Raw genomic sequence first — 21,620 nt, forward strand, 5'->3', positions numbered from 1 at the left:
ACGTCTCCGATCGGTTGGCGTGCGCCCGCGCATACTAGGGACGGCTGACGGGAAGGGCATCCCGATTTCCGCGGCTCCCTTCCACCACTCCTCAGTCCAGCGTCACCCGCGCCGTCACCGGCAGGTGGTCGCTGCCCGTCGCGGGGAGCGTGCGGATCCGGCCCACCGTCGCCTCCCTCGCCATCACCTGGTCGATCCTCGCCAGTGGGAAGGACGCCGGGAAGCTGAAGGCGAACCCGCGCTCCGGGACGTCGAGCCGCGCGGTCACGGGGGCGATGCCGCGGTCGTCCACCGTGGCGTTGAGGTCGCCCAGCACGATCACCGGGCCCGTGGCCTCCGCGTCCAGCGCCCTGCCCAGCAGCCGGGCGCTCTCGTCGCGGCGGGCGGTGCCGAGGCCGCCCGCGCCGAGCCGGAACGACGGCAGGTGCGCCACGTACACCGCGACCTCGCCGTGCGGGGTGCGGGCCACCGTGCGCAGGCCCCGGCTCCATGGCTCCGCGATGGCCTCCGGCTTGATGTCCACCGTCCGGGTGCCGGTGAGGGGGTGCCTCGACCAGATCCCGACCGTGCCCCGGACCTCGTGGAACGGATACGCCCCCGCCAGCTCCTTCTCGTACGCCGGCAACGCCTCCGGGACCAGTTCCTCCAGCGCGATCAGGTCGGCGCCCCCGGCCGCCAGCGTGCGGGCCGTACCCGCCGGGTCGGCGTTCACATCGCTGACGTTGTGCTGCACCACGACCAGGTCGCGCGGGCCCGGGTCCGCCGCCGGGAGGAGCAGCCCGCCGAACGCGTACGCCCACGCCGCCATCGGCAGCACCACCGCCACCAGCGCGAGCGCCGACCGGCGCAGCAGGGCGAGGGTCAGCAGGGGGACGACGGCGAGGCCGAGCCAGGGGAGGAACGCCTCCAGGAGGCTTCCGAGGCGGCCGGGGGTGTTGGGGACGACGCCGGGGGCGACGAGGAGGAGCGCGGTCAGGGCGGCGAGGGCGGCCAGGACCTTGCCGTGCCGCCACCGGCCGGGGCGGGCGGGGGCAGGCCCCCGGGCGGCACGCTCGCGTACGCGCCACCCGGCAGCGGCCCTCCACAGCGCGGTCACGCCCGCCCCCGGTGCCCCGACCTGCGCAGCCGGGACCGTACCGCTCGCTGCGCCACCGGGCCCAGGCCCTCCAGCGCGGCGGCCAGGGCGGCGAGCTGGTCCAGCGCGGCCAGGGCCCGTTCGGCGCCGGACGGGTCGACGCCCTCGTACAGTTCGAGACCGACGAAGGCCGCCGAGGCCGCCTTCGCCAGGCCCGGCACATCGACGAACTCCGCCAGCGGGGTGCCCGCCAGGACGCGGGCGAGGACCCGCTCGATCTCGTCGGTCCAGAGCGTGAGGCCCGCGGCCGTGGCCGCCGCGAGGCGCGGCTGCGTCTGGCCGCCGGCGAGCAGCTGGCCCAGCACGGCGACGTGGCCGCCCGCGCGTTCGGATGTGTTCAGTTCGCGGGCGACGGCGAGGAGTTCGCCCAGCGAGCGGACCCCGTCCAGGCGTTCCCGGTAGGTGGCGAGGCGCTGCTCGGCGCCGTACCGGCAGGCGGCGGCGAGCAGGTCGTCGACGGTGCCGAAGTGGTAGAAGACCAGCGCCTGGTTGACCCCGGCGGTCGCGGCGATGCTCCGCGCGGAGGTCTTCGCGATGCCCTGCTCGGTGAGCGTGGCGAGGGCGCCGGTGAGGAGCTTGGTACGGGTGTCCTCGGCGGAGGACGCGCGCGCGGCCCTGGCACGGGGCTCCCCGGCAGCCGCCCCGCGTCCGGCCCTGGTCGCCGACTCCTCGCTCATGCCCGTACCTCCTCGCGTACCGGCCGCAGATCCTGCCGTATTCCGTGCGTCCGTGCGTACTCCGCCGTGAACGAGCCCTCGTAGCCGAAGAGGGGGCCGAAGCGGCGGTTGGTGACGCGGACCTGGATGCGGAAGCGGGCCGCCGCCTCGTCGTACGACTCGCGGACCACCGCGTCGCCCCCGATCAGCGCGGGCACCCGGGCGTCCACCGGGCCCTCCCGGAAGCGGTGTTCGCCGGAGCGGATCACCAGGGCGCCCGCGCCGTCCACCGTGAGGTGGAGGTCGGTCGCGAGGTGCTGGTGCGTACCCAGGTAGTCCACCACGCAACCGCGTTCCGGGCTGTAGACCATCGTGGCGTCGAAGCGCCGGGGCCCGTCCGGGAAGGCGAACGTCCTGACGAAGGTGACCGTTTCGCGGCCGAAGGTGTCCGTGAAGGGCACGTTCTCGATGGTGAAGGGGATGTCGCGGCCGGTGCGCGGGAGCAGGATGTTGCGCGTCCCGCCCAGCGCGAGGAACGGCCGCACCCACGGGCCGCCGTGCCAGACGCGGTCCATCACCCCGTGCCCCGTACAGGACTCGCCGCTGTCGAGGCCGACGGAGAAGCGGCGCCGGATGCGGGGGTGGAGGCGGTCGAAGTCGGCCCCCAGGGCCTGCTGGAAGATCGAGGTCACGGACGCTCCAAACGGTCGAGCAGGGCGGGCGGTGCGGCGGCGGAGGCGGCGGAAGGGCCGCGTCCCGGCGGGCGGCGCAGGCAGCGGCGGGCCGCCGGGGTGCCGGGCAGCGGCGGCAGGAGGACGGCGGCGAGGAGCACCGGTACGGCGGCCGGCAGTGCGGCCCAGGCCGCGGCGAGCACGACGAGCAGCCGGGCCGCCACCTCCCCCAGCCCCCGCCACAGCGCCCGCTCCGGGGTGATCCCGCGCTCGCACCACAGCCGCAACCGGTCGAACGACCAGGCGGTCGCCCAGCCCATCAACGGCCGGAAGAGGAGGCGGTCCGCGAGCCGGCCCGGACGGCCCCAGCGCGGCTCGTAGTCGTACCCCGTGAGGAAACGGAGGCCGTCCTCCGCGCAGGGCACGTAACGCCAGTAGCCCCGGCCCTCGGTCAGGAACGACAGCGGATGCGCGCAGGCGAACCGCAGGGCCGACGTCCGCGTCCCGTCCGGGCGGTGGCGCTCGCCGGCGGAGATCCCGGTGCCGGAGACGAGGAACCCGGGCAGCACCCGTACGCCGTACGTGAAGCGCTGCGGCTCCCCCTCCGCGCCCGGCAGGTACGCGATCCGCGTGAACCGCAGGTCCCAGCGCTGGTGCTGGGCCGGGTCCTGGCTGCGTTCCCAGAGCAGGTCCAGATCAACCCTTATCCGGGCCTCTACGTACAGGCCACCACTCACGATCCCCCACCCCCGAGCCGATTGAGCAGTCGCTCAAATCGCGATGGTGCAGACAGTAGAGGAGTTTGAGCGACTGCTCAAGTGGCGGTCCGGATGGCCGCCAGTGGGGGGACTTCGGCGGGCGCGCGGGTGGTCCACGGCCTCGCCGCCCGGGGACCGCCGGGCACGCGGGCTTACGTTCCCCGGCATGAAACGCACCGCTGCCTTCGCCGCGACCGCCTGCCTCCTGTGCCTGGCCGCCGCCACCGCCGCCACCGCCCCCGCCTCGGCCGACTACTCCGGCAACCCGCTGGCCGGGGACAACGGCTTCGGGGTGCTCGTCCAGGACGACGCCGTCCTGGGCAGCACGGAGACCGAGGGGTCCGTGGCCATCGGCGGAAACCTCACCTACGGGCCGGGGTACAACGTCGCGCTGCACACCCCCGGCACGTTCACCGCGCCCGGCGACGACCACCCGACCGCCCTGCTCGTCGGCGGCAGAATCGATCATGCGGCCAGCTCGCCGCAGGGCGTGCTCCAGGTCCTCAACGACGGCTACGTGAAGGTCGGCGACCCGACCGGCTCATCGGTCCTGGACGAGGACTCCAACGGCGCCGAGGTGAACACCCACATCGTCGCCGCGGGGTCCGGGTACGACTCGACGCCCCGCGTGCAGCAGACGGTGCACCAGCCGGTCGAATCCGTCACCGACACCACGGGCCTGCCGGACCTCGACGCCCTCTTCGCGGACTTCCGCGACCGCTCGGACGCCATCGACACCTGCGAGACCAACGTCGTCCTGCGCGACGCCTCCGGTACCCCGCTGCCCGACCAGACGGGCTTCCCCGCCGGGACGAGCGCGCACATCACCCTCACCGAGGGCGAGACGAACGTGCTCCGGCTGACCGGCGAGCAGCTGAACAACCTGTCCGAGATCACCTTCGACAACCAGCCGAACGCGGACACCCCGTTCGTGGTCGACGTCGACACGACCGGCACGGACGGCACGTACGTCTGGCACATCCCGAACCTCGCGGGCGTCTCCGGCGACCAGGCCCCGTACATGCTGTGGAACTTCCCCGACGCCACCGACATCACGATCGCCGACGGCGACTCGCTGGAGGGCACGATCTACGCGCCCCGCGCCCACCTCACGGACCTCGACCCCTCCAACATCGAGGGCTCGATCGTCGTACGGGAGCTGACGGCCGGGCCGCTCAACGCCGACGGCTCCTCGGTGAACGCCGGTGAGATCCACGAGTTCCCGTTCGCCACCGACATCGACTGCGACGGCACGGAACCCTCCCCGTCCCCGAGCCCGACGGGCTCCACGGAAAGCCCGACGCCCACCCCGTCCCCGACGGACTCCACGGAAAGCCCGACGCCCACCCCGTCCCCGACGGACTCCACGGAAAGCCCCACGCCCACCCCGTCCCCGACGGGCTCCACGGAAGGCCCCACGCCCACCCCGTCCCCGACGGACTCCACGGAAAGCCCCACGCCGACGCCCACGGACACCGCCCCCGGCCCGCACCCGACGCACAGCCACCCCACGACGCACCCGGGCCACGGCGGCGGGCACCACCACCGGCCGCCCGGCGGCTGGCTCGCCGACACCGGCACGTCCTCGACCCTCTACGCGGTGGCCGGCGCCTTCGCCCTGGCCACGGCCGGGATCTTCCTGATGGGCCGCAGGCGCAGGCCGCAGCACTGACGCGGACCGGGGCTCACCGCCCCGGGAACCGCTCCCCGCACGCACTGCAGAACACCGGCGCCGACTCCGGGGACATCCGCCCGCACTCCGGGCACACCCGGTCCAGCGCGCAGGGCGCCTCGCCGCCCTCCTGCGCGTACACCGTCGGCCTCAGCGTCAGGCCGGGGCGGCGGCGGTGGACCGTCAGGTAGGCGAGCCCGTCCGGGCCCGCCGCCAGGGAGCGGCGGGAGGTGCGGGGCAGCCAGGTCGCCGTCGTCGGGGTCAGGGCCAGGGGCTCCGCACCGTCGCCCGGGGTCAGCCGGCCGCTGCCCGCGAGGACGACCAGCAGCACGTCGAGCACGTCCTCCTGGTGCTCGCCGACCTCCGCGCCCGGGGGCAGCCGCACGAGGTTCGCGTCCAGCTCCCTCCCCCGCCGGTCGAGCTGCCACAGGGCGCCCCGGTCGTCGGGGGAGGCGGCGGCGAGCAGGTCGTCCAGTACGGCGAGTACCTCGGGAGTCGCGTTCACGCCGCCCAGGCTACGACCGTGCGGGTCTAGGCTGTACCGCCGCCGAGCGAGGGAGACGCAGCGTCATGCGCGACGAGAAGTACCCGCCGATCGAGCCCTACGAGCACGGCATGCTCGACGTCGGCGACGGCAACCGCGTGTACTGGGAGGTCTGCGGCAACCCGGCCGGGAAGCCCGCCCTCGTCGTCCACGGCGGCCCCGGCTCCGGCTGCACCGAGCGGCCCCGGCAGTACTTCGACCCGGAGCGCTACCGCGTCGTCCTCTTCGACCAGCGCAACTGCGGGCGCTCCACCCCGCACGCGAGCGACCCGGACGCCGACCTGCGGCACAACACCACGGACCACCTGATCGCCGACATGGAACGCCTCCGCGCCCGTCTCGGCGTCGACCGCTGGCTGCTGTACGGGGGTTCCTGGGGCTCCACGCTGATCCTGGCGTACGCCCAGCGGCACCCGGAGCGGGTGAGCGAGACCGTGATACCGGCGGTGACCACGACCCGGCGCTCCGAGATCGACTGGCTGTACCGGGGCGCCGGTCTCTTCTACCCGGAGGCGTGGGACCGCTTCCGGGCCCACGTCCCGGAGGCCGCGAGCGACGCGACCCCGGACGTGCTCGCCGCGTACGCCCGGCGCACCGCGGACCCCGATCCGGCGGTCCGGGCGGAGGCGACGGCGGAATGGTGCGCCTGGGAGGACGCGGTGCTCTCCGGGGAGGCGTACGCGGGGCCTCCCCCGTACAGCGGGCGGCCGGGGCGGGCCCGGGAGGCGCTGGTGCGGATCTGCTCGCACTACTTCTCGCACGGGGCCTGGCTGGAGGAGGGGCAGCTGATCCGGGACGCGGGGCGGCTGGCCGGAATTCCCGGGGTGCTGATCCACGGGCGGCGCGACATGGGCGGGCCCCTCGGCACGGCGTGGGAGCTGGCCAAGGCGTGGCCGGACGCGGAGCTGACGGTGATCGAGGACGCGGGGCACCTGGGCGGGACGGCGACGAGCCGGGCGGTCCTCGCGGCGCTGGACCGGTTCGCCCGCGCGTGAAGACACGCTTGCTTAGAGCGCGCTCGAAGGAGTTGGCTTGGGGTTCATGAAGTACACGCAGCTCGGACGCACCGGACTCAAGGTAAGCCGTCTCGTCCTGGGGACGATGAACTTCGGCCCCCAGACCAACGAGAGCGACAGTCACGACCTCATGGACGCCGCGCTGGACGCGGGCGTCAACTTCTTCGACACCGCGAACGTCTACGGCTGGGGCGAGAACAAGGGCCGCACCGAGGAGATCCTCGGCACCTGGTTCGCCAAGGGAGGCGACCGCCGCGACAAGGTCGTGCTCGCCACCAAGGTCTACGGCAACATGGGCGCCGACGGCGAGGCGTGGCCGAACCACGACAAACTGTCCGCCGTCAACATCCGCCGGGCCGTCGACGCCAGCCTGAAGCGGCTCCAGACGGACCACATCGACCTCTACCAGTTCCACCACGTCGACCGGGACACCCCGATCGAGGAGATCTGGCAGGCCATCGACGTACTGATCCAGCAGGGCAAGATCCTGTACGCCGGTTCCTCGAACTTCTCCGGCTACAAGATCGCCCAGGCCAACGAGCGCGCCCGGCAGCGGGGCAGCTACGGCCTGGTCAGCGAGCAGTGCATCTACAACCTGATGCAGCGCGGCGCCGAGATGGAGGTCATCCCGGCCTCCCAGGAGTACGGCCTCGGCGTCATCCCGTGGTCCCCGCTGCACGGCGGCCTGCTCGGCGGCGCCCTCCGCAAGGAGCGCGAGGGCGGCGGCGCCCGCTCCACCTCCGGCCGCTCCGGTGAGGCGCTGGCCGACCCGAAGGTGCGGGCGCAGGTGCAGGCGTACGAGGACCTGCTCGACAAGCACGGCCTGGAGCCCGGTGAGGTGGGCCTCGCCTGGCTGCTGACGCGGCCCGGGATCACCGGCCCGATCTCCGGCCCTCGCACGCGGGAGCAGCTCGACTCGGCGCTGCGCGCGGTGGAGCTGGAGCTGTCGGCGGAGGTGCTGGACGCGCTGGACGAGATCTTCCCGGGCCCGGGCCCGTCGCCGGAGAACTTCGCCTGGTAGCAGCGCCCGTCAGCCGAGGGCGGCTGCCACGGCTACAACGGCGAACATCAGTACGAGCACGGCCGCCATGATGCGGTTTCTGGTCTTCGGGTCCACCCGACGAGCGTAACCGACCCGGCATTCGTGAACGCGACGCGGCCCCGCCCCGGAGAACCGGGAGCGGGGCCGCGTCGTCCGCGTACGGGCGTGAACCGTTACGCCGCCGTGGCCAGCTGCTCGCGCTGCACGAAGCGGACGTGCGGGCGGCCCTGGCGCAGGTCCACCTTGAGGCGCAGACCGCCGAGGCGGGCCAGGATCACGCCGATGACGACCGCCGCCGCGAGGGACAGCGCACCGCCGACCACCATGCCGGTGCGGGCGCCGTACGTGTCGCTGATCCAGCCGACGATCGGGGCGCCCACCGGCGTACCCCCGGCGAAGACCATCATGTAGAGGCTCATCACGCGGCCGCGCATGGCCGGGTCGGACGCCATCTGGACGCTGGTGTTGGCGCTGATGTTGGTCGTCAGGCCGATCATGCCGATCGGCACCAGCAGGATCGCGAACATCCAGACCGACGGCGCGAGCGCCGCGATGATCTCCAGCAGGCCGAACGCCGTACCGGCGGCGACCAGCATCCGCAGCCGCGAGGAGCGGCGGCGGGCGGCGAGCAGGGCACCGGCCAGCGAGCCGGCGGCCATGAGGATGTTGAAGAACGAGTACATCCCGGCGCCGCCGTGGAAGATCTCGTCAGCGAAGGCCGTCAGCCAGATCGGGAAGTTGAAGCCGAAGGTGCCGACGAAGCCGACCAGGACGATCGGCCAGATCAGCTCGGGGCGCCCGGAGACGTACCGCAGCCCCTCGCGGAGCTGCCCCTTGGCGCGCGGCACGACGAAGGACTTGTGGAGCTCACTCGTCCGCATCATCATCAGGCCGACGAGCGGGGCGAGGAACGACAGGCCGTTGAACATGAAGGCCCAGCCGCTGCCGACCGTGGTGATCAGCACACCCGCGACGGCGGGGCCGATGAGCCGGGCCGACTGGAAGTTCGCCGAGTTCAGGCTGACCGCGTTGCGCAGCTGCGCGGGGCCGACCATCTCGGACACGAACGCCTGCCGGGCCGGGTTGTCGACCACGGTGACCATGCCGAGCAGGAACGCGATGAGATAGACGTGCCACACCTGGACCACGCCGGAGAGCGTGAGCACGGCGAGCACGACACCGCAGGCGCCCAGGGCGGCCTGGCTGACGAGCAGGAGCTTGCGCTTGGGCAGCCGGTCGGCGATGACGCCGCCGTACAGGCCGAACAGCAGCATGGGGAGGAACTGGAGTGCCGTGGTGATGCCTACCGCGGCGGCGGACCCGGTGAGGCTCAGGACGAGCCAGTCCTGCGTGATGCGGGACATCCAGGTACCGGTGTTGGAGATCACGGCGCCCGTGGCGAACAGGCGGTAGTTGCGGATCTTCAGCGACGAGAAGGTCCCGCCGGTCTTGCTCTCGTGGGTGGAAGTCGGTGCGGGGGCGGAGTCTGCTCCGGATCCCGTACTCAAAAGGGTTCGCCTCCTCGGCGTGGACATCTTGCTGGTCGACGGGGACGGAGATGTCTCTCCTACAGGTGGGCCAGCTTCTCCAGCACGGGCGCCGCGTTGCGCAGCGTCTCCCACTCGTCCTCGTCCAGGCCCTCGGCGAGCGTGGTCAGCCAGGCGTTCCGCTTCTTGCGGCTCTCGGCGAGCATGGCCTCGGCCTGCTCGGTCTGGCTGACCATCTTCTGACGACGGTCATCGGGGTGCGGTTCCAGCCTGACCAGCCCCTTCGATTCCAGCAACGCGACGATGCGGGTCATCGACGGCGGCTGCACATGCTCCTTGCGGGCCAGCTCACCCGGAGTGGCGGAACCACAACGGGCGAGCGTCCCGAGCACCGACATCTCGGTCGGGCTCAGCGACTCGTCGACGCGCTGGTGCTTCAGGCGCCGGCCGAGCAGCATGACGGCGGAACGGAGGGAGCTCACGGCGGCGGCACTGTCGCTGTCGTGGATCAGGTCAGGCATGTTTGTTAGCGTAACTCATTACCTACTCTAAATACCACTTGTGGTACACGCGCGAGAGCGAGATCACTCCACCCGTCCGGATCGGCACGGGGCGTGAGAGTGACGGGTTTACCAATCGATCACCCAAACGAGTGAGCCGATGGGGGAAAATCTCGCGCGCCGGGCCGGTGGGGCGTAACCCTGCTTGCCATGGGATCGACAGTGCTCAGCCTGCGCATAGACGGTGAGCTGCTCGACCGGCTCAAGCAGCACGCCGCGAAACGCGGAATGAGCGTCCAGGACTATGTGGTCCGGACGCTCATTCGCGACGACTTCGACGAGCGCTTCCAGGCGGCCGTAGAGGAGACGGAGAAGTTCTACGGGCCGGAGAAGCTCTGCCCGGCGGACGGCGTGCCGGCCGAGGAGGTCAACTGACCCCCGGGGCCGGACCGCGCCCCGCCCCTACGTGAGGCCGAGCGCCGGCATCATGTAGTAGAAGACGAAGACCGCCGACACCGCGTACATCGCCGCGGGCACCTCGCGACCGCGGCCGGAGGCCAGGCGCAGCACGGTGAAGGCGATGAAGCCGATGCCGATGCCGTTGGTGATCGAGTACGTGAACGGCATCATGACCATCGCGAGAAACGCCGGGATGGCGAGTGTGAAGTCGCTCCAGTCGATGTCCCGCACCGAGCCCGCGATGATCAGGAAGCCCACCGCCAGCAGGGCGGGGGTCGCCGCCTGCGAGGGGACCATGGTCGCCAGCGGCGTGAGGAACAGCGCCACCGTGAACAGCAGGCCCGTGACGATGCTGGCCAGACCCGTGCGGGCGCCCTCGCCGACGCCCGCCGTGGACTCCACGAAGCAGGTCGAGGCGGAGGAGGAGCTCGCGCCGCCCGCGGCGACCGCGACACCGTCCACGAAGAGCACCCGGTTGATGCCCGGGAAGTTGCCGTTGGCGTCCGTCAGCTTGGCCTCGTCGCCGACGCCGAGGATGGTGCCCATCGCGTCGAAGAAGCAGGACAGCAGCACGGTGAAGACGAACAGGATGCCGGTCAGGACGCCGACCTTGCCGAAGCCGCCGAACAGGCTGAAGTGACCCAGCAGCCCGAAGTCCGGGGTGGCCACGGGATTGCCCGGCCACTCCGGCACGGTCAGCCCCCACGCCTCGCCCGGCAGGTCCGCGACCGCGTCGATGATCAGCGCGACGACGGTCATCGCCACGATGGAGATCAGGATCGCGCCCGGCACCTTGCGGACGATGAGGATCAGGGTGAGCAGCGCGCCCAGGACGAAGACCAGGACCGGCCAGCCGTTGAGGTGGCCGTCGGAGCCGAGCTGAAGCGGCACGGTGGTGTGCGCGACGTCCGGCATGCGGGAGACGAAGCCCGAGTCGACCAGGCCGATGAGCAGGATGAACAGGCCGATACCGATCGCGATGCCCTTGCGCAGCGAGCCCGGTACGGCGTTCATCACGCGTTCCCGCAGCCCGGTCGCGACCAGCAGCATGACCACGATGCCCGCGAGGACGACCATGCCCATGGCGTCGGCCCAGCTCATCCGGGGGGCGAGCTGGAGGGCGACGACGGTGTTGACGCCGAGGCCCGCGGCCAGCGCGATCGGCACGTTGCCGATGACGCCCATGAGCAGCGTGGAGAACGCGGCGGTGAGCACGGTCGCGGTGACCAGCTGGCCGCCGTCGAGCTGGTGGCCGTACATGTCCTTCGCGCTGCCCAGGATGATCGGGTTCAGCACGATGATGTAGGCCATCGCGAAGAAGGTCGCGAATCCGCCACGGATCTCGCGGGCTACCGACGACCCCCGCTCGGAGATCTTGAAGAAGCTGTCCAGGCCGCCGGAGGGCGGGGAGGGCGGAGGCGGCGTGGCGTCGACCTTAGCGGGGGCCGAGGGGGACATGTATGACCTCAGTACGTGCGTAGAGGGGATCAAAAGTGGTCAGCTTTGGACTTTCACACGAATAATTCGAGCCAGCCGTAAGCAGATTCAGTATGAATACATAAGGCGAAGATCGCTATCTCCGCGCGTAGACCCTTGGGCCGACTGGCCCGATGGCGCATATATACGCGCCGCATAGACTGGCCGCATGGCGAAGTGGACACCCAAGCACGAGGCGCCGGAGCCCCTGGAGGGCCCGGTCGTCGCGACCATCACCGGCGGCACGATCCTCTGGTTCGTCCTCTTCCTCGTCCAGATCCCGTTCTACGGCTGGTACGACGACCACGGCCATCTGTGGTGGGTGTGGACCTGCCTGGCCGGCGCGGGCCTCGGCCTGATCGGCATCTGGTACGTACGCGGCCGCGACGCGGCCATCAAGCGCGCGGCGGCCGGCGCGGCGCAGGGCGACTGAGCCCCCGTACGACCACGGGACGATTCCCGTCCTCCCCCGGTACGGTCTTCGTCCGCTCCGGCGGGTGCCCCGGACCATCCGCCCGTACCGTCGGAACCATGACGCAGCGGGCATCCGAACTTTCCGGGGAGCAGCGTGCCGGCGCTCCCGGACGCGGGCTGACGGCGGCCGAGGTCGCCGAGCGGATATCGCGGGGCGAGGTCAACGACGTTCCGGTGCGGTCCTCGCGGTCGCTGACCGAGATCGTCCGGGCCAACGTCTTCACCCGGTTCAACCTGATCATCGGCGTGCTCTGGGTGATCATGCTGTCCGTGGCGCCGATCCAGGACAGCCTGTTCGGCTTCGTGATCATCGCCAACACCGGCATCGGCATCGTGCAGGAGTGGCGGGCCAAGAAGACGCTGGACAGCCTCGCGGTCATCGGCGAGGCGAAACCCGTCGTCCGGCGCGACGGCGCGGCCACCGAGATCCACACCTCCGAGATCGTCCTCGGCGACCTGGTCGAGCTGGGCCCCGGGGACAAGGTGGTCGTGGACGGCACGGTCGCCGAGGCGGACGGCCTGGAGGTGGACGAGTCCCTGCTCACCGGCGAGGCGGACCCGGTCCTCAAGAAGACCGGCGACACGGTGATGTCCGGCAGCTTCGTCGTCGCCGGCGGCGGCGCCTTCACCGCGACGAAGGTCGGACGCGAGGCGTACGCGGCGCAGCTCGCCGAGGAGGCGTCCCGCTTCACGCTCGTCCGGTCCGAGCTGCGCAGCGGCATCTCGACCATCCTGAAGTACATCACCTGGATGATGGTGCCGACGGCGACCGCCCTGGTGATCAGCCAGCTGGTGGTGAAGGAGCACAACGTCAAGGACTCCGTCGCCCGCACGGTCGGCGGGATCGTCCCGATGATCCCGGAGGGCCTGGTCCTGCTGACCTCGGTGGCCTTCGCGATCGGGGTCGTACGCCTGGGCCGCAAGCAGTGCCTGGTGCAGGAGCTGCCCGCCATCGAGGGCCTGGCCCGGGTCGACGTCGTCTGCCTGGACAAGACCGGCACGCTCACCGAGGGCGGCATGGACGTCACGGAGCTGCGTGCGCTGGGCGGCTCGGAGGAAGCGCATCTGCGCCGCGTCCTGGGGGCCTTCGGCGCGTCCGAGCCCCGTCCCAACGCCAGCCTCCAGGCCATCATCGACGCCTGCCCGGCCCCGGCGGACGGCGGCTGGACGACCACCGGCACCCTGCCGTTCTCCTCCGCCCGCAAGTACAGCGGCGCCGCGTTCACCGAGGACGGCGGCGCCTCCTCCGCCTGGCTGCTCGGCGCGCCCGACGTGCTGCTGTCCGAGGACGACCCGGCGCTCGCGGAGATCGGGCACCTCAACGAACAGGGCCTCCGGGTGCTGCTGCTCGCCCGGGCGCGGGGCGAGCTGGACGCGCCGGACGCGGCCGAGGGGGCGGAGCCGGCCGCGCTCGTCGTCCTGGAACAGCGGCTGCGGCCCGACGCGGGGCGGACCCTCGCGTACTTCGGCGAGCAGCGGGTCGCCACGAAGGTGATCTCCGGCGACAACGCGGTCTCGGTCGGCGCGGTGGCCGCGAAGCTCGGGATGGAGGGCGCGGACCACCCGCTGGACGCGCGCCGGATGCCGGAGGACGCGGACGAGATGGCCACCGCGATGGAGCGGAACGCGGTGTTCGGCCGGGTCACCCCGCAGCAGAAGCGGGAGATGGTCGCCGCCCTCCAGTCGCGCGGGCACACGGTCGCTATGACCGGTGACGGCGTCAACGACGTCCTCGCGCTGAAGGACGCCGACATCGGCGTCTCCATGGGCTCGGGCTCGGAGGCGACGCGCGCGGTCGCCCAGATCGTGCTGCTGGACAACAGCTTCGCGACCCTGCCGTCCGTGGTCGCCGAGGGCCGCCGCGTGATCGGCAACATCACCCGGGTCGCCACCCTGTTCCTGACGAAGACCGTCTACTCGGTGCTGCTCGCCGTCCTGGTGGTCTGCTTCCAGGTCGAGTACCCGTTCCTGCCGCGTCATCTGACCCTGCTGTCCACGCTGACGATCGGCGTCCCGGCGTTCTTCCTGGCGCTCGCCCCGAACAAGGAGCGCGCCCATCCGCACTTCGTACGGCGCGTCATGCGGTACGCGATCCCCTCGGGCGTCATCGCCGCCGCCGCGACCTTCGTGATGTACCTGATCGCCCGGCACCACTACTCCGGTACGGGAGCGCTGGACGCGGAGACGAGCGCGGCCACGCTCACGCTGTTCCTGGTCTCGATGTGGGTCCTGGCGATCATCGCCCGCCCGTACACCTGGTGGCGGATCTGCCTGGTGGCCGCGATGGGCCTGGCGTTCCTGGTGGTGCTCGCGGTGCCGTGGCTCCAGGACTTCTTCGCGCTGAAGCTGGTGGGCACCCTGATGCCGTGGACGGCGGTCGGTATCGCGGTGGTGGCGTCGGCGGCGCTGGAGTACGCGTGGCGGCTGGTGGGCCGCCGCTTCGGAGGGTGAAACGGCGGCCCTGGCCGGGCTACTTCACGTCGACGTAGTCACCCGTGGCGGTGGCGGCCGGGGTGGTGGACGTACCGGCGAAGCTGTAGCGCCAGTAGCCGTCGGCCGACGCCTTGACGGTGGTCTTCGCGTCGCCCTTGTTGTTCGTCTTGACGGTCTTCACCGTGGTGTAGGTGCTGCTGCCCTTCTTGCGGAACTGCAGCTTCACGGACTGGCCGGTGTAGCCGTGGTACTTGAAGTCGTCCCAGTTGGCCCGCGAGAGCCAGCCGGTGACGGTGATGGTCTTGCCCTTCTTGACCGGCTCGGGCGAGGCGTTGACGGTCTGCCGCGAGGCACGCTGGAACTTGAAGGAGGCGGCCTTCTCCTTCCAGACGTAGTCGCCGTCCCCGGCGTCCACCCACGCGTCGACGTACCAGGTGCCGGCGTAGTCGTTGGAGTACAGCAGGTCGGCCTTCGGGTCGACGGCGAACGTCGCCGAGCAGGTGCTGCCGGAGCACTTGGTCGTGCTGGACATGTAGCCGAAGCCCGGCCCGTGGACGCTGATGTCGGCGCCCGCGATGCCGGAGTTGTCCTTGGCGGTCACGGAGACCGTGAACTTCTTGACCTCGCTGACACCGAGGACCACGTTCTTGCCGCCGTTGACCGTGACCTTGGTGATGGCGGTGTCGCCGTAACCGCCGTCGGCCTGTGCGGCCGGCACGGCGAGGGCGGTCAGGGCCAGGGTGCCGACGGCGACGGCGGCGGTTGTGCGCATGCGCATGTGTGTTTCCCCGCGGGAAAGGGCCCGGTCCGCACGCGGACCGTACGGGCCGTTGGTCGGTCGAGTCGGGACGACTCAACAGACCAGACGGGTGAACGATGTGAAGGGTTGTGCAGGATTTGAAGATTCTGCAAAGACCGCCCATATCGGTGTAGGTGCCACGGGCATGGACCACGGGTGTACGGCCCCGGCCCGGCGGCCGGAGCCACCGCTCAGTCGAACCAGCGGTCCCGGGCCAGTTCCTCCGTACGGGAGGGGTCCTCCAGGAGCGCCGCGACCTCGAAGCGGCGGGGCCACTGGCCGGAGGCCCAGGCCAGGCCCGCCGCGACGCCCTCCAGTGTCGAGGCGTGCACCACGCCGTCGGGGGTGCGGCGCCAGTCCAGTTCCACGCCGCCCGCGCGGAGTTCGCCGTGTTCGATGTACGTGGCCGGCGTGGCGGGCCCCAGCAGGACGCGCACGGACTCGGGCACCTCGTGCTCCTCGCCGTCGCTCGTGACCTCGGCCTCCACGCTCTCGCCGAGCCGCCGCACCTGGAACAGCTCGGCCAGCTCCGCCGCGTGCGCCGGGGCGACGGGCAGCAGCGGCAGCCCTCCGGCGAGCGGAAGCAGGTCCGGCGCGTCCGCGATCACCGCGTCCGCCGCGTCGACCACCCGCACCTCGCCGTCCACGACCGCCCGCAGCTCGTCCGGCAGCGTGACCTGGTCCGGGTCGAGCGCGGACAGCGCCGTGTACAGCGCGTGCAGGTGGACGGCGGTGACCGGGCGGTCCTCGTCGGCGAGCCGGCCCAGGAGCTCGGCGGCCCCGCCCGGCTCGTCCAGGAGGGCGGCGACCGAGGTCCGTACGCCCAGGGCGCGCAGCACCTCGGCGTCCTCGAAGCCGGTCGCGTCGGCGGAGTCGTACAGCCCCGCGAGCCGGGGGTCGCCGCCGTGGACGCGCAGGCCCGCCGGGCGGCGGCCGCCGAGCACCGGGTGGCCGCGCAGCCACCACGCGGTGTACGGGCGGACGGACTCCGTGGTGCCGTCCGGGAGCAGCACCCGGACCGGCTGGGTGAGCGCGTCCCGCAGCGGCGGCCGGGCGAGCAGCGCGAGGGCCTGCGGCCAGGCGTCGTCGTCCACCAGGTCCAGATCGCGTACGGCGACCAGCTCGGTGGCGACCGGCGGCACCGGGCCGTCCGGGAGCTGGTCGAGGATGTCCTCGCACCACACGTCCACCGCGTCCAGCAGCCCGGCGTCGTCCGGCTCCGCGAAGTCGCTGTCGCGGGGCTCCAGTTCGTCCGGGTCGAGGACGACATCGGTGGCCCGTACGAGGGCGAAGGTGGCGAGCACCCCGCAGGCGGTGAGCGGCTGTTCGCCCCAGCGCTCGGCGAGTTCCAGGTCGCACAGGGCGAGTTCACCCTCGCGCATGACCCCGGCGAACAGGCTGTCCGGCAGCACGAGTTCCCCGGCGGGGGCGAGTTCGCCGTCCTCGTCGGGCAGCGCGAGCGCGCCGAGCCAGGGCTCCTCGCCCGGTTCCAGGGCGGCGTCGCGGACCAGGGTGAGCACGGTCTCCGCCAGCTCGTCGCCGTCGAGCGCGTCCTCGTCCCAGACCTCGCCCGCGTCCAGCGAACCGGCGACGGCCGCCCGCACCTGCGGGGTCGTCAGCACGGCGCGCGGCGTGGCGGGCAGGGCGCCCAGCTTCTCCAGGAGCGGGTGCGCGGCGTCCGGGTGCGCGACCTTGAGCCCGAGCCGGCCGAGGCGGTCGAGAACGGTCCCGGACAGGGCGTCCGGCAGGGGGAGGAGGACCTGGCGGGGGCCGATGGTGGTGCGGGGAGGCGCGTCCGGGGTGGCGCCCGCCAGGGGCACCGGGAGCCCCGACAGCCGGTCCGGGTCCACCCCGGCCAGGCTGTCGTAGAGCCGGCGCCACCAGGCGGGTTCGCGTTCCAGGCCGGCCAGGCGGTCGATCGCCTCGGTCAGCGGGACGCGGGCGACGCCGAGCGTGCGCAGCTCGACGCGCCGTTCGAGACCCGCCGGCAGCAGGCACGGCAGCACCTCGGCCAGTACGGCGACCGTCAGCGCTCCGGCGCCCTCCACCACCTCGGCCTCGACCGGGCGCAGCCCGACGGTGTCCTTGCGGACGCCCTCGTCCCCGTCCCAGCCGTCCCAGCGCTCCGGCTCGGCGGCCGGGTCGCGCGGGGCGGCGGGCGCCAGGAACGCCACGCGCGGCAGCCGCTCCAGGATCGCGCCGCGCAGCGCGCCGTCGAGGCCGCCCTGCCCGAGGGGGCCCGGCACCAGGCCGATCGTCGCGACGGACACCGGCTCCCAGTCGCCGAGCAGCTCCGCGTACGCGTCGGCGGCGCGGTGCACCAGGAAGTCGGTGAGCGGTCCGGGGGCGGGGTGCCTGCGGGTGGTGTCCAGCGGCAGCGAGGCGATGAGCAGCGCGGGCAGCCCGAGCGGTTCGTCGGTGGGCGTCGGCGCGTGCACGACGGGTGCGGTACGGGGGCGGACCGGGGCGCCGTCCTCGTCCACCGGAACGGCCCAGGTCACCGACCAGTGCGGGCGGAGGCGTTCCTCCAGCGGCCGGTCGGCGAGCAGGGCGGGCTCGACCGGGCCGTGGTGGACGGCGGTGCGCCAGCGGTTCGTGCCGTGCGCGGAGTCCTCGATGTGCGTGTACGGGCCGTGCTGGGAGCGGCGGAGGGTGCGTACGCCCTCCGGGGTCTCCACGGTCACCTCTTCCAGGCCGGTGAGCGTGAGCAGCAGGGCGTCGTCCACGGCGGCCAGCAGCCGTTGGACCAGGTCCTCGGCGACGCCGTCGCGCAGGGGGAGCACGACGACGGTGTCGTAGCCGTCGGGCGCGGTGCCCTCGGCGGGGAGCGGGAGGCGCAGCAGCGGTACGTGGCCGTCGCGGCGGCGCAGCTCGTCGCCCAGGCCGGGGCTGCCGACGGCGGCCTCCCGGGCGAGTTCGCGGGCCTCCGCGAGGGACCAGCGGACGCCGCCGTGCCGGCCGGTGACCGCCGGCTCGTCGCTCACCGCGAGCACGGCGGCGAACCCGACGCCGAACCGGCCCACGGCACCCTCGTGCCCCTCGCGCTTCGCGGACGCGCGCAGCGTGGACAGCGACTCGACGCCGGTGGCGTCCAGGGGTGCGCCGGTGTTCGCGGCGGCGAGGACGGCGGGGGTGCCGTGCCCTGCCGGGTGCAGGGTGAGCCTCAGGCGGCCGGGGACTCCGGCGCGGGCGGCGGCGTCGGCGGCGTTCTGGGCCAGCTCGACCACGAGGCGGTCGCGGTAGCCGCCGAGCGCGAGGTCCTCCTCGGCGTTGGCGTCCTCCCGGAACCGGGCCGGACCCGCGCCCCAGGCGGCGAGCACGCCACGCCGCAGCCGCGCGGTGCCGAACGGGTCGCCCTCCGTCGCGATAGTGCTCACGCGCGTACTCCCTCTGCCGGTTGCCGGTAACGCGTACCCCGCGAAGCTACCGGGTACTGCCCGGGCCCTCCGACTCCCCGCCCCCCGGGGTGCGCGTCCCCCACCGCAAGGGTTCCGTCCTCAATCGCCGGACGGGCTGGATTCCCGCGACGCGCGGGCCCTCCACGTACAGGGTTCCGTCCTCAATCGCCGGACGGGCTGGGTTGGCCGCGGGGCTCCGGCCGGCGGTGCCCAGCCGCACCCGAAGGGGGTGCCCAGCCGCACCCGAAGGGCGGCACCGGCCACACCAAGCCCGTCCGGCGATTGGGGACGGAACCGGTTCGCCGGGGCACCCCGGGCCCGCGTGGGCCCGGGCGCCCGCCCGGCTACGCGTCGCCCGGGTCCGAGGACCGCTCACCGTGCAACGGATACTCATCCACCCGCACCGTGTCCAACGCATGCGGCACCGCCGCAGGCGGCTTCGGCATCACCGCCGCCTCCGAGTGCCCCCCGCACCCGTACGACAGCGACACCACATGCCCGTCCGCCGGACCGAACTCGTTCGCGCACACGCCGAACGCCTGCCGCAGCGACCCCGCCAGCGGCATCAGGAAGGCGCACGACGCGCACGACGCCGGCGCGGCCTGCGCCATCGGAGTCTTCGCGCCGAACTCCTCGTCCCAGCGGTCCGCCGCCGTCTGCAGCCCGTACCGGGACAGCACCCGCGCCCGCCGCATGCCCAGCTCTTCCGCCACCGCCGCGATCGACCCGCGCCGCGGCGGCCCCGGGCGCGTCGTCAGCTCCGCGTCCTCCACGTCGACGACGTCGGCCAGCTCACCGGTGACCGCGGCGACCGCCGAGTTCGGCGGGGCCTCGTCCGCGCCGGTGTACCCGGGCTCGAGCCGCAGGTCGTCCGCCTCGGTCGGCAGCAGGTCGCCCGGCCCCATGTCGCCCGGCCGCAGCCGCTCGCTCCACGGCACCCACTCCGGCGCGAGCAGCGCGTCGCTGCCCGGCAGCAGCACGGTCTCGTCCAGCGTGACGTTCTTCGCGCGGGAGGCCCGGGCGACCGTCACGGCCCAGCGCCAGCCCCGGTAGCCGGGGTCCTCGCACTCGAAGTAGTGCGTGACGACCCGGTCCCCCTCGGAGACCACCGCCACATGCTCACCCACGATCCCCGGCGCGGCCGCCTCCTCCGCCGCCGCGCGGGCGAGGTCTACCGCCTCGGCGCACAGACGGTCGGGAGCGGGGGTACGGGCGGTACGGGCCGTACGGCCTCGCGTCGTCGCAGCACTCACAGGTCTCGCTTCTCTCCTACGCCAGTCTCACGAGCGCGCCAGCACATCGACCATCGATTCGGCCATACGGTCGCGGACGGAGCGGACCTGGGGGCCGCGTCGACGTCCACGCCCGTTGAGCCGAGCTCGGGCACGCCTTCCACGATCCATTCTGCGGGATCGCCGAGAGGCGCGCGGCCGAGAACAACCGCCGGTGGCGCGCTACGCACGCTACCCTCTCCGCCGCTCCCCGCCCACCTGCCGTCCGAAACGCCGCCGTATCCGCACCCCGGACCGGCGCCCGCGCACGACCGTTCCCCGCCCCGCACCGCACCCCGCGACCCGGCCCGGCGCTGACCCGACGGGGCGGTCCCGACCGCGTCCCGCCAGGATGCCGGTTCGCATCACCCGGTCCTGGGGCACTATGACCAAGTGGCTTCTGCCAGGTCGCACGACGGACCCGGCCCGCTCCGCAGTGCGGGCCGGTCGATCGGTCATGCCCTGCGCGTCCCCTTCACCGGCACCGCCCGGGGCATCCGCAGGGCGACCCACGCGCACGGCGCCGGCGAGAGCGGCCTCGGCAAGCTGATCGAACTGCACGCGGTGAACGGCGCGGGCGATGTGATGATCACCGTCGCGCTCGCGTCCACCGTCTTCTTCTCCGTACCGACGGACCAGGCGCGCGGCCGGGTCGCGCTGTACCTCGCGGTGACGATGGCGCCGTTCATCCTGCTGGCCCCGGTCATCGGCCCGCTCCTGGACCGCCTGCCGCACGGGCGCCGGGCCGCGATGGCCGGTTCGATGCTGGCGCGGGCGGTGCTGGCGCTGACCATGTCCGGCGCGGTCGCGACCGGCGACCTGGAGCTGTACCCGGCGGCGCTCGGCGTCCTGGTCTGCTCGAAGGCGTACGGAGTGGTGCGCAGCGCCGTCGTACCGCGCCTGCTGCCACCGAAGTTCTCGCTGGTGAAGGCCAACTCGCGGGTGACCCTCGCCGGGCTGCTGGCCACCGGGGCCGCCGCGCCGGTCGGGGCGGGGCTCCAGACGATCGGCCCGCAGTGGCCGCTGTACGGCGCGTGCGCGATCTTCGTCGGTGGCGGGATCCTGGCGTTCACGCTGCCGCCGAAGGTGGACTCGGCGAAGGGGGAGAGCCGGGCGCAGCTCGTACCGCCGCACGGCGGGAGCGAGCCGCGGCCGTCCCCCGCGAAGCCCGGAAACAGGACCGGAAAGACCGGGACCAAGTCCGGCCGCGAGCGGCGGCCGGGGCTGCGGTCGGTCGGCCCGTCCGTGCTGCACGGCCTCCAGGCCAACGCGGCGCACCGGGCGCTCTCCGGGTTCCTGATCTTCTTCCTGGCGTTCCTGCTGCGCGAGCACCCCCTTTCCGGGCAGAGCGCCGCGATCTCGCTGGGCATCGTCGGTGTGGCGGCGGGCGTGGGCAACGCGCTGGGCACGGCGGTGGGCTCCTGGCTGCGGGCGCGCGGCCCGGAGATCATCGTCGCGTCGGTGCTGGGCCTGGCCCTGGGCGTGGCGGTCCTGGCGGCCGTGTTCTTCTCCACGGTCATGGTCGCCGCGCTCGCCGCGACGGCGGGCCTGACGCAGGCGCTGTCGAAGCTGTCGCTGGACGCGATGATCCAGCGGGATGTGCCGGAGGAGGTGCGGACGTCGGCGTTCGCCCGCTCCGAGACGGCGCTCCAGATGGCCTGGGTGGTGGGCGGCGCGATCGGCATCGCCCTCCCCCTCAACGGCGTACTGGGCATGTCCGTCGCCGCCGGGCTCCTGGCACTGGGCGCCTCCGCCTCCGTACGGGGGCTGCTGGGCGCCGCGCGGCGCGGCTCGCCGCACCCCCGCGTGGCGTGAGCGGGAGCGACCGA

Annotated in this window: 18 protein-coding genes; 7 read left to right on the forward strand and 11 right to left on the reverse strand. The window is 72.9% G+C overall.

Annotated elements, in window-relative coordinates:
- Nucleotides 1–91: 91 nt before the first annotated feature.
- The 4 genes from ABZ565_RS10510 to ABZ565_RS10525 form a co-directional block, all read right to left on the reverse strand.
- Entirely contained in the window at nucleotides 92–994 is a 903-nt protein-coding gene (locus tag ABZ565_RS10510) for an endonuclease/exonuclease/phosphatase family protein (protein ID WP_361023422.1), read from the reverse strand.
- 98 nt (nucleotides 995–1,092) lie between these two features.
- Entirely contained in the window at nucleotides 1,093–1,812 is a 720-nt protein-coding gene (locus ABZ565_RS10515) for a TetR/AcrR family transcriptional regulator (protein WP_361023190.1), read from the reverse strand.
- Complete coding sequence (locus ABZ565_RS10520; RefSeq protein ID WP_361023193.1) at nucleotides 1,809–2,483, reverse strand: DUF4166 domain-containing protein; 675 nt, start codon at nucleotides 2,481–2,483, stop codon at nucleotides 1,809–1,811. The genes ABZ565_RS10515 and ABZ565_RS10520 overlap by 4 nt, the downstream gene beginning before the upstream one ends.
- The gene (locus ABZ565_RS10525) at nucleotides 2,480–3,199 is read right to left on the reverse strand and encodes a hypothetical protein (protein ID WP_361023196.1); all 720 of its coding nucleotides are present in this window, start codon (nucleotides 3,197–3,199) and stop codon (nucleotides 2,480–2,482) included. Before ABZ565_RS10525 ends, ABZ565_RS10520 begins: the two co-directional genes overlap by 4 nt.
- Nucleotides 3,200–3,386: 187 nt before the next feature.
- Here ABZ565_RS10525 and ABZ565_RS10530 point away from each other — a divergent pair, with 187 nt between their 5' ends.
- Nucleotides 3,387–4,892 carry a collagen-binding domain-containing protein gene (locus ABZ565_RS10530; RefSeq protein ID WP_361023199.1) on the forward strand — a complete coding sequence of 502 codons (1,506 nt, stop codon included), beginning with the start codon at nucleotides 3,387–3,389 and terminating at the stop codon, nucleotides 4,890–4,892.
- Between the two features lie 13 nt (nucleotides 4,893–4,905).
- Here the strand turns inward: ABZ565_RS10530 and ABZ565_RS10535 are convergent, their stop codons facing one another.
- A complete protein-coding gene (locus tag ABZ565_RS10535) occupies nucleotides 4,906–5,397 on the reverse strand; it encodes a hypothetical protein (RefSeq protein WP_361023202.1) in 492 nt (163 codons plus the stop codon).
- A 65-nt stretch (nucleotides 5,398–5,462) separates the two neighbouring features.
- On the opposite strand from ABZ565_RS10535, the gene pip reads away from it, so the two are divergent.
- Nucleotides 5,463–6,431 (forward strand): prolyl aminopeptidase, encoded by a 969-nt coding sequence (pip, locus tag ABZ565_RS10540; protein ID WP_361023205.1) that lies wholly within the window; start codon nucleotides 5,463–5,465, stop codon nucleotides 6,429–6,431.
- A 46-nt stretch (nucleotides 6,432–6,477) separates the two neighbouring features.
- The gene (locus tag ABZ565_RS10545) at nucleotides 6,478–7,473 is read left to right on the forward strand and encodes an aldo/keto reductase (RefSeq protein ID WP_361023208.1); all 996 of its coding nucleotides are present in this window, start codon (nucleotides 6,478–6,480) and stop codon (nucleotides 7,471–7,473) included.
- 194 nt (nucleotides 7,474–7,667) lie between these two features.
- Here the strand turns inward: ABZ565_RS10545 and ABZ565_RS10550 are convergent, their stop codons facing one another.
- A complete protein-coding gene (locus tag ABZ565_RS10550; protein ID WP_361023211.1) occupies nucleotides 7,668–9,002 on the reverse strand; it encodes an MFS transporter in 1,335 nt (444 codons plus the stop codon).
- 59 nt (nucleotides 9,003–9,061) lie between these two features.
- A complete protein-coding gene (locus tag ABZ565_RS10555; protein ID WP_018101514.1) occupies nucleotides 9,062–9,502 on the reverse strand; it encodes a MarR family transcriptional regulator in 441 nt (146 codons plus the stop codon).
- 189 nt (nucleotides 9,503–9,691) lie between these two features.
- On the opposite strand from ABZ565_RS10555, the gene ABZ565_RS10560 reads away from it, so the two are divergent.
- The gene (locus ABZ565_RS10560; protein ID WP_185992975.1) at nucleotides 9,692–9,916 is read left to right on the forward strand and encodes a hypothetical protein; all 225 of its coding nucleotides are present in this window, start codon (nucleotides 9,692–9,694) and stop codon (nucleotides 9,914–9,916) included.
- Nucleotides 9,917–9,943: 27 nt separating this feature from the next.
- On the opposite strand, the gene ABZ565_RS10565 is transcribed toward ABZ565_RS10560, so the two are convergent.
- Complete coding sequence (locus tag ABZ565_RS10565; RefSeq protein WP_361023216.1) at nucleotides 9,944–11,398, reverse strand: NCS2 family permease; 1,455 nt, start codon at nucleotides 11,396–11,398, stop codon at nucleotides 9,944–9,946.
- A gap of 187 nt (nucleotides 11,399–11,585) precedes the next feature.
- Between ABZ565_RS10565 and ABZ565_RS10570 the strand changes: the two genes are divergently transcribed.
- Both ABZ565_RS10570 and ABZ565_RS10575 read left to right on the forward strand, forming a co-directional pair.
- On the forward strand, nucleotides 11,586–11,849 hold the full coding sequence (locus ABZ565_RS10570; RefSeq protein WP_361023219.1) for a DUF2530 domain-containing protein: 264 nt from the start codon (nucleotides 11,586–11,588) through the stop codon (nucleotides 11,847–11,849).
- A gap of 98 nt (nucleotides 11,850–11,947) precedes the next feature.
- Nucleotides 11,948–14,341, forward strand: coding sequence for a cation-translocating P-type ATPase (locus tag ABZ565_RS10575; protein WP_361023222.1), 2,394 nt, complete (start codon nucleotides 11,948–11,950; stop codon nucleotides 14,339–14,341).
- Nucleotides 14,342–14,360: 19 nt separating this feature from the next.
- Here ABZ565_RS10575 and ABZ565_RS10580 read toward each other — a convergent pair whose 3' ends face one another.
- The 3 genes from ABZ565_RS10580 to ABZ565_RS10590 form a co-directional block, all read right to left on the reverse strand.
- Nucleotides 14,361–15,101, reverse strand: coding sequence for a calcium-binding protein (locus ABZ565_RS10580; RefSeq protein WP_361023225.1), 741 nt, complete (start codon nucleotides 15,099–15,101; stop codon nucleotides 14,361–14,363).
- Nucleotides 15,102–15,313: 212 nt separating this feature from the next.
- Complete coding sequence (locus ABZ565_RS10585; protein ID WP_361023228.1) at nucleotides 15,314–18,499, reverse strand: molecular chaperone Hsp90; 3,186 nt, start codon at nucleotides 18,497–18,499, stop codon at nucleotides 15,314–15,316.
- Between the two features lie 365 nt (nucleotides 18,500–18,864).
- The gene (locus ABZ565_RS10590; protein WP_361023230.1) at nucleotides 18,865–19,773 is read right to left on the reverse strand and encodes a DUF3027 domain-containing protein; all 909 of its coding nucleotides are present in this window, start codon (nucleotides 19,771–19,773) and stop codon (nucleotides 18,865–18,867) included.
- 411 nt (nucleotides 19,774–20,184) lie between these two features.
- On the opposite strand from ABZ565_RS10590, the gene ABZ565_RS10595 reads away from it, so the two are divergent.
- Nucleotides 20,185–21,606, forward strand: a complete 1,422-nt coding sequence (locus ABZ565_RS10595) for an MFS transporter (RefSeq protein WP_361023233.1) — start codon at nucleotides 20,185–20,187, stop codon at nucleotides 21,604–21,606.
- The last annotated feature ends 14 nt before the right edge of the window (nucleotides 21,607–21,620 follow it).

The sequence above is a fragment of the Streptomyces sp. NPDC016469 genome (assembly GCF_040632905.1).
GTDB lineage: Bacteria > Actinomycetota > Actinomycetes > Streptomycetales > Streptomycetaceae > Streptomyces.

What these genes read in the sequence shown, in the direction of transcription:
- ABZ565_RS10560 (WP_185992975.1), top strand. Translation starts at nt 9,692, where the DNA reads ATGGGATCGACAGTGCTCAGCCTGCGCATAGACGGTGAGCTGCTCGAC.
- ABZ565_RS10580 (WP_361023225.1), bottom strand. Translation starts at nt 15,101, where the DNA reads ATGCGCATGCGCACAACCGCCGCCGTCGCCGTCGGCACCCTGGCCCTG.
- ABZ565_RS10565 (WP_361023216.1), bottom strand. Translation starts at nt 11,398, where the DNA reads ATGTCCCCCTCGGCCCCCGCTAAGGTCGACGCCACGCCGCCTCCGCCC.
- ABZ565_RS10555 (WP_018101514.1), bottom strand. Translation starts at nt 9,502, where the DNA reads ATGCCTGACCTGATCCACGACAGCGACAGTGCCGCCGCCGTGAGCTCC.
- ABZ565_RS10515 (WP_361023190.1), bottom strand. Translation starts at nt 1,812, where the DNA reads ATGAGCGAGGAGTCGGCGACCAGGGCCGGACGCGGGGCGGCTGCCGGG.
- ABZ565_RS10575 (WP_361023222.1), top strand. Translation starts at nt 11,948, where the DNA reads ATGACGCAGCGGGCATCCGAACTTTCCGGGGAGCAGCGTGCCGGCGCT.
- pip (WP_361023205.1), top strand. Translation starts at nt 5,463, where the DNA reads ATGCGCGACGAGAAGTACCCGCCGATCGAGCCCTACGAGCACGGCATG.
- ABZ565_RS10545 (WP_361023208.1), top strand. Translation starts at nt 6,478, where the DNA reads ATGAAGTACACGCAGCTCGGACGCACCGGACTCAAGGTAAGCCGTCTC.
- ABZ565_RS10530 (WP_361023199.1), top strand. Translation starts at nt 3,387, where the DNA reads ATGAAACGCACCGCTGCCTTCGCCGCGACCGCCTGCCTCCTGTGCCTG.
- ABZ565_RS10570 (WP_361023219.1), top strand. Translation starts at nt 11,586, where the DNA reads ATGGCGAAGTGGACACCCAAGCACGAGGCGCCGGAGCCCCTGGAGGGC.